14 protein-coding genes are annotated in these 12,342 nt (G+C 60.6%); 9 read left to right on the forward strand and 5 right to left on the reverse strand.

Annotated features, from left to right (window positions below; genetic code table 11):
* Positions 1-28: 28 nt before the first annotated feature.
* Positions 29-676 (reverse strand): hypothetical protein, encoded by a 648-nt coding sequence (locus AOA60_RS21875; protein WP_099586185.1) that lies wholly within the window; start codon positions 674-676, stop codon positions 29-31.
* A gap of 368 nt (positions 677-1,044) precedes the next feature.
* Between AOA60_RS21875 and coxB the strand changes: the two genes are divergently transcribed.
* The 4 genes from coxB (at position 1,045) to AOA60_RS21895 (ending at position 5,442) form a co-directional block, all read left to right on the forward strand.
* Positions 1,045-2,172, forward strand: a complete 1,128-nt coding sequence (gene coxB, locus AOA60_RS21880) for a cytochrome c oxidase subunit II (RefSeq protein ID WP_099586186.1) — start codon at positions 1,045-1,047, stop codon at positions 2,170-2,172.
* Between the two features lie 58 nt (positions 2,173-2,230).
* Positions 2,231-3,820 (forward strand): cytochrome c oxidase subunit I, encoded by a 1,590-nt coding sequence (ctaD, locus tag AOA60_RS21885; RefSeq protein ID WP_099586187.1) that lies wholly within the window; start codon positions 2,231-2,233, stop codon positions 3,818-3,820.
* A gap of 147 nt (positions 3,821-3,967) precedes the next feature.
* Positions 3,968-4,519: a cytochrome c oxidase assembly protein gene (locus AOA60_RS21890; protein WP_099586188.1), complete on the forward strand. Its 552-nt coding sequence runs from the start codon at positions 3,968-3,970 to the stop codon at positions 4,517-4,519.
* 35 nt (positions 4,520-4,554) lie between these two features.
* Positions 4,555-5,442 carry a cytochrome c oxidase subunit 3 gene (locus tag AOA60_RS21895; RefSeq protein WP_099586189.1) on the forward strand — a complete coding sequence of 296 codons (888 nt, stop codon included), beginning with the start codon at positions 4,555-4,557 and terminating at the stop codon, positions 5,440-5,442.
* 6 nt (positions 5,443-5,448) lie between these two features.
* Here AOA60_RS21895 and AOA60_RS21900 read toward each other — a convergent pair whose 3' ends face one another.
* Positions 5,449-5,652 (reverse strand): twin transmembrane helix small protein, encoded by a 204-nt coding sequence (locus AOA60_RS21900; protein ID WP_099586190.1) that lies wholly within the window; start codon positions 5,650-5,652, stop codon positions 5,449-5,451.
* Between the two features lie 37 nt (positions 5,653-5,689).
* On the opposite strand from AOA60_RS21900, the gene AOA60_RS21905 reads away from it, so the two are divergent.
* From AOA60_RS21905 to AOA60_RS21925, 5 genes are read left to right on the forward strand one after another with little or no spacing between them, the layout of a single operon-like run.
* Entirely contained in the window at positions 5,690-6,454 is a 765-nt protein-coding gene (locus AOA60_RS21905) for an SURF1 family protein (RefSeq protein ID WP_099586250.1), read from the forward strand.
* Positions 6,420-7,004 (forward strand): hypothetical protein, encoded by a 585-nt coding sequence (locus AOA60_RS21910; RefSeq protein ID WP_099586191.1) that lies wholly within the window; start codon positions 6,420-6,422, stop codon positions 7,002-7,004. Before AOA60_RS21905 ends, AOA60_RS21910 begins: the two co-directional genes overlap by 35 nt.
* A 10-nt stretch (positions 7,005-7,014) precedes the next feature.
* Positions 7,015-8,094, forward strand: a complete 1,080-nt coding sequence (locus AOA60_RS21915) for a heme A synthase (protein WP_099586192.1) — start codon at positions 7,015-7,017, stop codon at positions 8,092-8,094.
* A complete protein-coding gene (gene cyoE, locus AOA60_RS21920; protein WP_099586193.1) occupies positions 8,082-8,981 on the forward strand; it encodes a heme o synthase in 900 nt (299 codons plus the stop codon). Before AOA60_RS21915 ends, cyoE begins: the two co-directional genes overlap by 13 nt.
* Positions 8,978-9,613: an SCO family protein gene (locus AOA60_RS21925; protein WP_099586194.1), complete on the forward strand. Its 636-nt coding sequence runs from the start codon at positions 8,978-8,980 to the stop codon at positions 9,611-9,613. Before cyoE ends, AOA60_RS21925 begins: the two co-directional genes overlap by 4 nt.
* Positions 9,614-9,709: 96 nt before the next feature.
* On the opposite strand, the gene AOA60_RS21930 is transcribed toward AOA60_RS21925, so the two are convergent.
* The 3 genes from AOA60_RS21930 to AOA60_RS21940 are packed head-to-tail and all read right to left on the reverse strand — an operon-like array spanning position 9,710 to position 12,213.
* Complete coding sequence (locus AOA60_RS21930) at positions 9,710-10,480, reverse strand: MetQ/NlpA family ABC transporter substrate-binding protein (RefSeq protein WP_099586195.1); 771 nt, start codon at positions 10,478-10,480, stop codon at positions 9,710-9,712.
* Between the two features lie 51 nt (positions 10,481-10,531).
* Positions 10,532-11,206 (reverse strand): methionine ABC transporter permease, encoded by a 675-nt coding sequence (locus AOA60_RS21935; RefSeq protein WP_099586196.1) that lies wholly within the window; start codon positions 11,204-11,206, stop codon positions 10,532-10,534.
* The gene (locus tag AOA60_RS21940; protein ID WP_099586197.1) at positions 11,206-12,213 is read right to left on the reverse strand and encodes a methionine ABC transporter ATP-binding protein; all 1,008 of its coding nucleotides are present in this window, start codon (positions 12,211-12,213) and stop codon (positions 11,206-11,208) included. The genes AOA60_RS21935 and AOA60_RS21940 overlap by 1 nt, the downstream gene beginning before the upstream one ends.
* Between the last annotated feature and the right edge of the window lie 129 nt (positions 12,214-12,342).

Consider the following 12,342-nt stretch of genomic DNA (forward strand, 5'->3'; position numbering starts at 1 on the left):
CACATTTGTTCTGTGTCGAATTCAAGGTTTAAGCCGGCTGATCCAACGCCAACTCCACCCCCAACTGCCGCGACAGGCACGGCCAGCGCTTCCAGGCGGCCTCGGTGTCCGGGCTTTTCAGTTGCTCGCGATACGCTTCGACCGACTCCAGCGCGAAGCTCTCGTCGTTAAGCATCTCATCCACCGCCAGGTGCACGGCTTGATCCAACTGGTTGGCGAAATCTTCACCGATCAATTGATGGGCAATCACGTTAGCCACGGTGGTATCCGCCGGGATCAACGGCTGACCGAAGTGCTTGATATACACATCGTTGACTTCTTCCACCAGCCGGTGGGCCAGGTAGGCCTCGTCCAGCAGCCCGTCCAGGCCTTCGTGGCCTGCCAGAATTGCGGGCGGTTGCAGGAAAAAATGCTCGGCAATCTTCAGTACCGGCTTGATCTGGCTTTCGATCCCGGCTTCGCGAGCCACGTCATTGGCAGCATCGAGCAACTCCGGCACGAGGTCGATGTAGGCAGTGACAAAGCGGGTCATGACCACGTTGCGATCACCTTCAGCCAGGGAAATGGCTGCATGCAGGTGCGGCAATTGTTTTTCCAGCTGCTGGGCAAGCTGGCCCGTAGTGGCTTCGTGTTGATGGGCACGGGAAATCTGCTCGCGCAATGCGGCGGTGTTCATGAAGGCTCCAATGAATCAGGCGTAGGAAAAGGGAGAAGTTAAGGTAGCTCGTTTATACGAGCGCCTAAGACGCATTTGTCATAATTATTTCATGGTTATGCACAGGCGTTATATCGAATTGCCATCGTTCGTCGGAAAATCGATTCCGCACCCGGTTTTATTGGCTCCGGCCGTGCCTTTTTGCTTCATTTGTCCTTACACATTGCGGGGTTGCAGTCCCTGTCTATACTCGGATTTGTACGCGATTAGCTGATGACGCCAGACTGCATAAGCAGGCAAGGCTAAGCGGTTGTAAGCAGTATGGAAGCCGCTCCCTTCGACGCAGGTGCAAACCGGCGGGATAACAAGAACGATAAGGGGAACCCGCAATGATGCGACATCCACACGTTTGGATGGGCCTCCTGTTGTGGTCGGTATTCGGCCAGGCGCACGCCGCCTGGACAACGAATATGGCGCCAGGGGCAACAGAAGTCAGTCACGCTGTGTTCGACCTGCACATGACCATTTTCTGGATCTGTGTGGTGATCGGCATCATCGTGTTTGGCGCCATGTTCTGGTCGATGATGGTCCACCGGCGTTCTACCGGTCAGGTCGCGGCCAAGTTCCACGAGAGCACCACCGTGGAAATCCTCTGGACCGTCGTGCCCTTGCTGATCCTGATCGCGATGGCCATTCCGGCGACCAAGACCCTGATCAACATCTACGACAGCAGTGAGTCGGATATCGATATCCAGATCACCGGCTACCAGTGGAAGTGGCATTACAAATACCTGGGCCAGGATGTGGAGTTCTTCAGCAACCTGGCCACGCCCGCCGAGCAGATCCACAACCAGGCCACCAAGGGCGAACACTACCTGCTGGAAGTCGACCAGCCGCTGGTGCTGCCGGTGGGCGCCAAAGTGCGCTTCCTGGTCACAGCCGCCGACGTGATCCACTCCTGGTGGGTGCCGGCGTTTGCGGTCAAGCGCGACGCCATTCCGGGTTTCGTCAACGAGGCTTGGACCCGTGTCGAGAAGCCCGGTATCTACCGTGGCCAGTGCGCCGAGCTATGCGGCAAGGACCATGGATTCATGCCCATCGTGGTCGAGGTCAAGTCCAAGGCCGACTACGACACCTGGCTGGGTGAGCGTAAGGCCGAGGCCGCCAAGCTCAAGGAGCTGACCTCCAAAGAATGGACCCTTGAAGAACTGGTGGCCCGTGGCGACAAGGTTTATCACACCACCTGCGTGGCCTGTCACCAGGCCGAAGGCCAGGGCCTGCCGCCGATGTTCCCGGCGCTCAAAGGTTCGAAAATCGCCACCGGGCCTGCTGCCGATCACCTGAGCATCGTCTATCACGGCAAGCCCGGCACTGCCATGGCGGCCTTCGGCAAGCAACTGTCGGAAGTGGATATCGCGGCCGTGGTGACCTACGAGCGCAACGCCTGGGGCAACAACAAAGGCGACATGGTCACGCCGAAAGACGTGCTGGCCATCAAACAGGCGGAAAGCAAATGACAGCCCTCATTGCGTTTGCCCCGCCCCGCCCCGCCCATTCGTTTGCAGGAGAACGGCCATGAGCGCTGTGATCGATGACCATGGCCACGCCGGTGACCATGCCCACGGCCCCGCCAAGGGCTTGATGCGTTGGGTGCTGACCACCAACCACAAAGACATCGGCACGATGTACCTGTGGTTTGCGTTTGCGATGTTCCTGCTCGGCGGTTCGTTCGCCATGGTGATCCGGGCCGAGCTGTTCCAGCCTGGCCTGCAGATCGTCGAACCGGCATTTTTCAACCAGATGACCACCATGCATGGCCTGATCATGGTGTTTGGCGCGGTGATGCCGGCGTTTGTCGGCCTGGCCAACTGGATGATCCCGCTGATGATCGGCGCGCCCGACATGGCCCTGCCGCGCATGAACAACTTCAGTTTCTGGCTGTTGCCGGCGGCGTTCCTGCTGCTGGTTTCGACGCTGTTCACCCCCGGCGGCGGGCCGAACTTCGGCTGGACCTTCTACGCCCCGCTCTCCACCACCTACGCGCCGGAAAGCGTGACGTTCTTTATCTTTGCCATCCACCTGATGGGCATCAGTTCGATCATGGGCGCGATCAATGTGGTCGCCACCATCCTCAATCTGCGTGCGCCCGGCATGACCCTGATGAAAATGCCGCTGTTCGTGTGGACCTGGCTGATCACCGCGTTCCTGCTGATCGCCGTGATGCCGGTGCTGGCGGGCTGCGTGACCATGATGCTGATGGACATCCACTTCGGCACCAGCTTCTTCAGTGCCGCCGGTGGCGGTGACCCGGTGTTGTTCCAGCATGTGTTCTGGTTCTTCGGCCACCCCGAGGTGTACATCATGATCCTGCCGGCCTTCGGCGCCGTCAGCTCGATCATCCCGACCTTCTCGCGCAAGCCGCTGTTCGGCTACACCTCGATGGTCTATGCCACGGCGAGCATCGCGTTCCTGTCGTTTATCGTGTGGGCGCACCACATGTTCGTGGTCGGCATCCCGCTGGTGGGCGAGTTGTTCTTCATGTACGCCACGCTGCTGATCGCTGTGCCGACCGGTGTGAAGGTGTTCAACTGGGTCAGCACCATGTGGCAAGGCTCGTTGACGTTCGAGACGCCGATGCTGTTTGCGGTGGCCTTCGTGATCCTGTTCACCATCGGCGGCTTCTCCGGGTTGATGCTGGCGATTGCCCCGGCGGACTTCCAGTACCACGACACCTACTTCGTGGTAGCGCACTTCCATTACGTACTGGTGCCCGGCGCGATCTTTGGCATCTTCGCATCGGCCTACTACTGGCTGCCGAAATGGACCGGCCACATGTACGACGAAACCCTGGGCAAGCTGCACTTCTGGCTGTCTTTCGTGGGCATGAACATGGCGTTCTTCCCGATGCACTTTGTGGGGCTGGCGGGCATGCCGCGTCGGGTGCCGGACTACAACCTGCAGTTCGCCGATTTCAACATGGTCTCGTCGATTGGCGCGTTTATGTTTGGTGCCACGCAGATCTTCTTTTTGTTCATCGTGATCAAGTGCATCCGTGGCGGCCCACCGGCGCCAGCCAAGCCGTGGGATGGGGCTGAAGGCCTGGAGTGGAGCGTGCCTTCGCCGGCGCCGTACCACACCTTCACCACGCCGCCGGAGGTCAAATGAACACCTTTTTTCGGTGTGAACACCGTCAATGTGGGAGGGGGCTTGCCCCCGATGGCGGTGTATCGGCCTACATCTTCATTGGCTGTGAAATCGCAATCGGAGGCAAGCCTCCTCCCACCTTGACCGAGTTCGGCTTAGGTGGTCGCCATGGCTGACTCCGTGCCCCTCAAGCGCCTCGTCACCCGGCTGCTGATCCTGGTGGTGGCGATGTTCGCCTTCGGCTTTGCCCTGGTGCCGATCTACGACGTGATGTGCAAGGCGTTCGGCATCAACGGCAAGACCGCCGGGCAGTACGAGGGTTCGCAAGTGGTGGACCCGACACGTCAGGTGCGCGTGCAGTTCTTATCCACCAACGCTATCGACATGGTCTGGGACTTCTACGCCAAGGCCGACGAGGTGGTGGTCAACCCCGGCGCCGTGACCGAGATGCTGTTCGTGGCCCACAACCCCACCGACAAGCCGATGACTGCTCAGGCCGTACCGAGCATTTCCCCGGCCGAAGCGGCGATGTATTTCCACAAGACCGAATGTTTTTGCTTCACCCAGCAGGTGTTGCAGCCAGGCGAGCGTATCGAGATGCCGGTGCGCTTTATTGTCGATCGCGACATGCCCAAGGATGTGAAGCATTTGACCCTGGCGTACACGCTGTTTGATATCACTGCGCGCCAACCGCCCGTGGCTGCCCACACCGGCGGCTAGCTACTGTTTGCCCCCTCAATCGGGAGAGTGAATACATGTCGAATCATGATACGTACTACGTACCGGCGCAGAGCAAATGGCCGATAATTGCCACGTTTGGACTGCTGATCACGGTGTATGGCCTAGGTGTGTGGTTCAACGATCTCAAGGCGGCGCGCCCGGAATCCCACGGCCCGTGGATCTTTTTCGTCGGCGGGCTGCTACTCGCCTACATGTTGTTCGGCTGGTTTGGTGCGGTGATCAAGGAAAGCCGCGCCGGTTTGTACAGCCCGCAGATGGACCGCTCGTTTCGCTGGGGCATGAGTTGGTTCATCTTTTCCGAAGTGATGTTCTTTATCGCGTTCTTCGGTGCGCTGTTTTATGTGCGGCACATGTCCGCGCCCTGGCTGGCCGGTGAAGGCTCGAAGGGCGTCGCGCATATGCTGTGGCCAAATTTCGAATTTGCCTGGCCGTTGCTGAACAATCCTGACCCAAAACTCTACCCCGCCCCCGAGGGCACCATCAGCCCGTGGGGGTTGCCGCTGGTCAACACCATCCTGCTGGTGAGTTCCAGCGTGACCATTACCATCGCTCACCACGCACTGCGCAAAGGCCATCGCGGCGCGCTGAAGATCTGGTTGGCGCTCACCGTGCTGCTGGGCCTGGCATTTCTCGGGTTCCAGGCCGAGGAGTACATCCATGCCTATAAAGAGCTGGGCCTGACGCTGGGCTCCGGTGTATATGGCGCGACGTTCTTTATGCTCACCGGTTTCCACGGCGCCCACGTGACCATCGGCACGATCATTTTGTTTGTGATGCTGATGCGCGTCCTGCGTGGGCACTTCAACGCCGAGCATCAGTTTGGTTTCGAGGCGGCCAGTTGGTATTGGCACTTTGTGGATGTGGTGTGGATCGGGCTGTTTTTCTTCGTTTACGTGCTGTGAGGCTTCTTACCACGGCGCGTGGGAAACCAACTGGCTGCTGAAAAATCCCCAGGTGATCAGCGCCAGGGTGATCACGGCCAGTACGACACGCACGGTCAAGGCAGTGACGAGGCGATTGGAGTTGCCCTCGTCCTTCACCAGAAAGAACAAGCCACTGAACAGGCTCACGACAGTTGCGATCAGCATCAGGGCAATGGCTGCTTTGAGCATGGTCGGGCTCCTGGACATTGAAGAAGAGCTGCGGGCAATGAAAACAAGTATAGCCAGCGCCATAAAACAGTTTCGTCCCGGTATTGCGCCGACAGTGGTGGTGTTGCTGCTGCTGCCGTTGATGGTGGGCTTGGGGTTCTGGCAGCTGTCACGCGGGCATGAAAAGCAACGCTTGCTCGACAGTTACGCCGAGCGCCGCGTGGCGGCGCAGATGAGCAGCGCCCAACTCAACGACTCCACAGATCCGGCATTTCGCCGTGTGCATCTGCGCGGTCAATTCGACGCCGATCACAGCGTATTGCTCGACAACCGCATGCGCGATGGCAAGGCCGGTGTCGAGTTGCTGCAACCCTTCCACGACCAGGCCAGCGGCCTGTGGTTGTTGCTCAATCGCGGCTGGCTGCCCTGGCCGGATCGGCGTATCCCGCCCGCCTTCACCACACCAGAACAACCGCTGAATCTCGATGCCTGGGTGTACGTCGCTCCCGGCGAAACCTTCCAGTTGCAGGCCGACCCGGCGGGCGCGCCATGGCCGCGATTGCTCACCGCCCTGCATCCCGCGGCGCTGTGGGCGGAGTTGGGCCGCAACGGTTTTGCCTATGAGCTGCGCGCTGACGCCGGCCCTGGTACCTATCAAACGACTTGGCCGGTGGTCGCCATGGGCCCTGAGAAACACCTGGCTTATGCCGTGCAGTGGTTCGCCATGGCGCTGGCGCTGCTGGTTCTTTACCTCTACCTCGGATCGCACAACAAGAAGGAGAAGCCCCATGGGAGCGGCCACGAATCGACTCAACATGTCTGACCTGCCCGATCGGCGCAAAGGCCGCTGGCAACTGCTGCTGATCCTGCTGATGGTGATCGGCCCGATGGTGCTGGCCACCTTTATGTACAAGCTGCAGTTCTGGGTGCCGGACAGCCGCAGTTATCACGGCGAGATGATCGGCAATGGCCAGACCCGCGCCGACATTGGCGTGCAGGCGGATGAACAGCGCTGGCAACTGCTGGTCACCGCGCCCACGGCGTGTGCAGCCGATTGCCAGCAACTGGTGTACCTCGCCCGGCAATTGCAGATCGGCCTGGGGCGCGATGCCTCGCGCGCCAGCCATGCCTTGGCGAGTGCGCAGCCGGTGGGCGCCGACTACGAAATCAGGTTGAAAGCCGAATACCCTCAATTGCAGCGTTACGCGCTGGATGTTTCGACCTTTACCAAAAACGCTGCCGCGCCGGGCGATGCGCAGCTGTGGATCGTCGACCCCCACGGCAACCTGGTGCTGCGCTACGACGCCAGGGTCAAGGGCAAGGACCTGCTCAACGACCTGCGCCACCTGCTGAAACTGTCGAATATCGGATAGGGGCATCGTCATGGCCAAACCTGGATTTCGCCTCGCGTTGTTTGCCACCTTGCTGGCGCTGATCGTCGTGCTGCTCGGCGCCTACACGCGCCTGACCCACGCCGGCCTCGGATGCCCGGACTGGCCCGGTTGCTACGGCTTTATCAGCGTGCCGCAAAGCGAGGCCCAGTTGGCCCATGCCGAGTTGCATTTTCCCGACACGCCGGTGGAGGCCGACAAAGGCTGGGCCGAGATGACCCATCGCTACTTTGCTGGCACTTTGGGTCTGTTGATTGTGTTATTGGCGGCGCGCTCGTGGAGTCACCGGCGTGATCCTGGCCAGCCAGTCAAATTGCCGCTGTTTCTGCTGGCCGTGGTATTTGCCCAGGCAGCATTTGGCATGTGGACGGTGACGCTCAAGCTGTGGCCGCAAGTGGTGACGGGCCATCTGCTGGGCGGCTTTGCCACCTTGAGCCTGCTGTTTTTGCTGACCTTGCGCCTGTCCGGCGTGCTGCCCGCGTTGATCGTGCCCAGGCGCCTGCAATATTGGGCGACGGCCGGGTTGGTGTTGGTGATCGGGCAGATTGCGCTCGGCGGCTGGGTCAGCTCCAACTACGCGGCCGTCGCCTGTGTCGACTTGCCCACCTGCCATGGCGAATGGTGGCCGGCGGCCGACTTTGCCAATGGCTTTCACCTGACCCAGCACATCGGTCCGAATTACCTGGGCGGCCAACTCGACAGCGAGGCGCGCACGGCCATTCACCTGACCCATCGTCTCGGCGCGGTGCTGGTAACCCTGGTTCTGCTGGGCCTGGCCTGGCAACTGCGTGCGGTGGGCATGACGCGGCTGGCGGGCTTGTTGTTGATCGCCCTCGCTGCGCAAATCTGCCTGGGCGTGAGCAATGTAGCGTTCGGCCTGCCGCTGGCGGTCGCGGTCGGGCATAACGCGGGCGGTGCTGGCTTGCTGCTGACGCTGGTGCTGGTCAATTACCACGCGCGAACCAGCCTGGTCAGGGTGCGCAATCAATCGCCGTTCGGCTGGCGATTTATCCCGCGCAAACACGTATCGGGGCTCATCACCCTTAAAGGAGAGATGCCATGGCGACCGTGATCGGCGCGCGTCACGATCAGGCGATCTGGCGTGATTACCTGGAGCTGACCAAGCCGAAAGTGGTGGTGCTGATGCTCATCACCTCGCTGGTAGGCATGTTCCTCGCGACCCGTGCCGGCGTGCCATGGACGGTGCTGATTTTTGGCAACCTGGGCATTGCCCTGTGTGCCGGCGGCGCGGCGGCGGTCAACCATGTGGTGGATCGGCGGATCGATGCGGTAATGGCGCGCACTCACAAGCGGCCGCTGGCGCAAGGGCGGGTGTCGCCGATGGCAGCGCTGGCCTTTGCATTGTTTCTGGCTGTTGCAGGCTTGGGCCTGTTGCTGGCGTTCACCAATGCCCTGGCGGCGTGGCTGACCTTGGCCTCGCTGCTCGGTTACGCCGTGATCTACACCGGGTTCCTCAAGCGTGCGACGCCGCAGAATATCGTCATCGGCGGGCTGGCCGGCGCTGCGCCGCCGCTGTTGGGGTGGGTCGCCGTCACGGGGCACATCAGCGCCGAGCCGCTGCTGCTGGTGCTGATCATCTTCGCCTGGACCCCGCCGCACTTCTGGGCCCTGGCCATCCATCGCAAGGAGGAATACGCCAAGGCCGACATTCCGATGCTGCCGGTGACCCACGGCGAGCATTACACCAAGGTGCATATCCTGCTCTACACCTTTGCCCTGCTGGCCGTGAGCCTGATGCCCTACGTGATCCATATGAGCGGACCGTTGTACCTGGCGTGCGCGCTGGTGTTGGGTGCACGCTTTCTGCAATGGGCCTGGGTGTTGTACCGTGGCGGTCGGCCGCACGCGGCGATCAACACCTTCAAGTACTCTATCTGGTACTTGCTGCTGCTGTTTATCGCCCTGCTCGTAGACCACTACTTATTGTTGAACCTATGACTCGAACTCAAAAAACCGTCTTCATCCTGGTGGCCATCGTCGCGTTGATCATGGGCCTGACCGTCAACAAAGTACTCAGCGGCAAAGGCCAGGGCGACCCCACCGCGCTGATCGACGCGGGCATCATCCTGCTGCCGCAAAGCCGGCAGTTGCCGCCTGTGAGCATGACCAATCAGGACGGCCAGCCGGTGGTCATCAACGAGTTGAAGGGTAAGTGGAGCCTGTTGTTCTTCGGCTACACCTTCTGCCCGGATATCTGCCCGACCACCCTCGCCCAGTTGCGCCAGATCAAGAGCGAACTGCCGAAGGAGGCTGTGGATAAGTTGCAAGTGATCCTGGTCAGCGTTGACCCGCATCGCGACACGCCGACTCAGCTCAAGCAGTACCTGGGCTATTTCGATCCGCAATTTGTGGGCCTGACCGGCGCGAATGTGGAGGATGTGCAGAAGGTGTCGAATGCGGTGAGCATTCCGTTTATTCCGGCCGATACCAGCAAGCCGAACTACACCGTCGATCACAGCGGCAACCTGGCGTTGATCGGCCCGGACGGGACGCAGCGTGGGTTTATTCGGGCGCCGTTGAACAACCAGAAGCTGGTGGCGCAGTTGCCGGGGTTGTTGCAGCGCAACTAACAGGCGACCCCAAACAAATGTGGGAGGGGGCAAGTCGAATCGTCGCACCGCCCCTCCCACATTTTTGATCTTCAGCGTATTGGAGATCGAACCAGATCAGAACGCCGGCTTGATCGCGCCTTTGTACTTCTCTTCGATGAATTGCTTCACTTCAGGCGTGTGCAGGGCGGCTACCAGTTTCTTCACCGCATCCGAATCCTTGTTGTCTTCGCGGGTGACCAGGATGTTCACGTAAGGCGAGTCGCTGCCTTCGATGACCAGTGCGTCCTTGGACGGGTCCAGCTTGGCTTCCAGGGCGTAGTTGGTGTTGATCAGCGCCAGGTCGACCTGGGTCAGCACGCGCGGCAGCGTGGCGGCTTCCAGTTCGCGGAACTTCAGGTTTTTCGGGTTTTCGGTGATGTCCTTGATGGTCGACAGGATGTTGGTCGAGTCCTTCAAGGTGATCAGGCCGTTCTTGGCCAGCAGCAACAGCGCACGGCCGCCGTTGGTGGCGTCGTTGGGGATCACCACGTTGGCGCCGTCAGGCAGGTCGGCCAATTTTTTGTACTTGCTGGAGTAAGCGCCCAGAGGTTCCAGGTGCACCGCGCCGACGCTCACCAAGTGAGTGCCCTTGGCTTTGTTGAATTCATCCAGGTACGGCTGGTGCTGGAAGAAGTTCGCGTCCAGGCGCTTTTCCGCGACCTGTACGTTGGGCTGCACGTAGTCGGTGAAGACCTTGACCTGCAGGTCCACGCCTTCCTTGGCCAGGGCAGGTTTCACGAATTCGAGGATTTCCGCATGCGGCACCGGCGATGCGGCGACCGTAATGGTTTCGGCGTGGGCGGAAAACGCGGCAACGGCGGCGAAAGCAACCAGTAGTTTTTTCATCCAACAAGCTCCTTGTTTGGGCATGTGCCGGCTTTTTACCGGCAATGGCCGTTATTTTCGAGAAAAGTGCACCACCAGCCGGTCGCCGACGGTTTGCAGAATTTGCACCAGGATCAACAGCATCACCACGGTGACCACCATTACATCGGTCTGAAAACGCTGGTAACCGAAACGGATCGCCAGGTCACCCAGGCCGCCGGCACCGACCACACCGGCCATTGCCGTGTAGGACACCAGCGTAATCGCCGTCACCGTAATCGCCGCGAAGATGCCAGGGCGTGCTTCGGGCAACAGGGCGTTGGTGATGATCTGACGGGTGGTGGCGCCCATGGACTGGGTGGCTTCGATAATGCCGCGATCAACTTCACGCAAGGCGGTTTCCACCAGTCGCGCAAAGAACGGCGTAGCGCCTACGACCAACGGCGGGATCGCCCCGGCCACACCCAGGGAGGTGCCGGTGATCAGTACGGTGAACGGGATCATCACGATCAGCAGGATGATGAATGGCAGCGAACGCAGGATATTCACGATCAGCGACAGCAGCGCGTACAGGCCCTTTTGCTCGAACAGCTGGCGCGGGCTGGTCAGGAACAGCAGCACGCCCAGCGGCAGGCCCAGCAGCACGGTGAAAAACAGCGAGCCGAACAGCATGATCATGGTGTCGCCGGTGGCGAGCCAGATTTCGGACCAATCGATATTGGCGAAGAAACTCAGGAACATTTCCATTAGCGCAGCACCTCCATGTGGACGTCTGCGGCGGTGAAGCGGGCAAAGGCCGCTTCCATGTCACCGCCGGTGACCGCGAGGGTCAGTTGCCCATAGGGGATGTCTTTGATGCGGTCGATACGGCCGGCGAGGATGCTGTAGTCCACCCCCGTTTCGCGGGCGACGGTGCCCAGCAGCGGCGCGTAGGTCGCGTCGCCCTGGAACGTCAGACGCACGATGCGGCCCGGTACGTGGGCGAAGTCGTCACGCTGCTCGCCTTCGTCGACCTGCTCGGCTTCTTGTACAAAGCGCTTGGTGGTCGGGTGCTTGGGGTGCAGGAATACGTCCGCCACCGAGCCTTGCTCGACGATCACGCCGGCGTCCATCACGGCCACCTGGTCGCACACGCGGCGGATCACGTCCATTTCATGGGTGATCAGCACGATGGTCAGTTTCAACTCGCGGTTGATCTCGGCCAGCAGTTGCAGGACCGACGCTGTGGTTTGCGGGTCGAGGGCGCTGGTGGCTTCGTCGCACAGCAGGATCTTTGGCTTGGTCGCCAGGGCACGTGCGATGCCGACGCGCTGCTTCTGGCCGCCGGACAACTGCGCCGGGTACTTCCTGGCATGGTCCGACAGGCCAACGCGGGCGAGCAGTTCAGCCACGCGCAAGTCGATGTCCTTGCGCGACAGTTCGCCGGCCAGGGTCAGCGGCAGTGCCACGTTATCAGCGACAGTCTTGGACGCCAGGAGGTTGAAGTGCTGGAAGATCATCCCGACCTGCTGACGGAAACGGCGCAGGCCGTTGGCGTCCAGCGCGGTGACTTCTTCGCCGTCCACCGTGATCTGGCCGCCACTGGGCTCTTCCAGGCGGTTGATCAGGCGCAGCAATGTACTTTTGCCCGCACCCGAGTGGCCGATCAGGCCAAACACCTGACCGTTTTCGACGCGCAGGCTGGTGGGATGCAATGCGGGAATATCCTTACCGGCGACGCGGTAGGTTTTATGGACGTTTTGAAACTCGATCACGTAGCGAACCTTGTGGGGCGCATTGAAAAGGGATCAGCGGTTAGCCGGGCGCGCATTTTAGCCTGTCCATCCAGTGTTTCTTAGCATTTATTTCGCATTCAACCTGTGATTTGGCAATAACGCGATCAA

Origin of the sequence: Pseudomonas sp. 2822-17 (assembly GCF_002742485.1) — a bacterium.
In the GTDB taxonomy this organism is placed as follows: Bacteria; Pseudomonadota; Gammaproteobacteria; order Pseudomonadales; family Pseudomonadaceae; genus Aquipseudomonas; species Aquipseudomonas cyclaminis.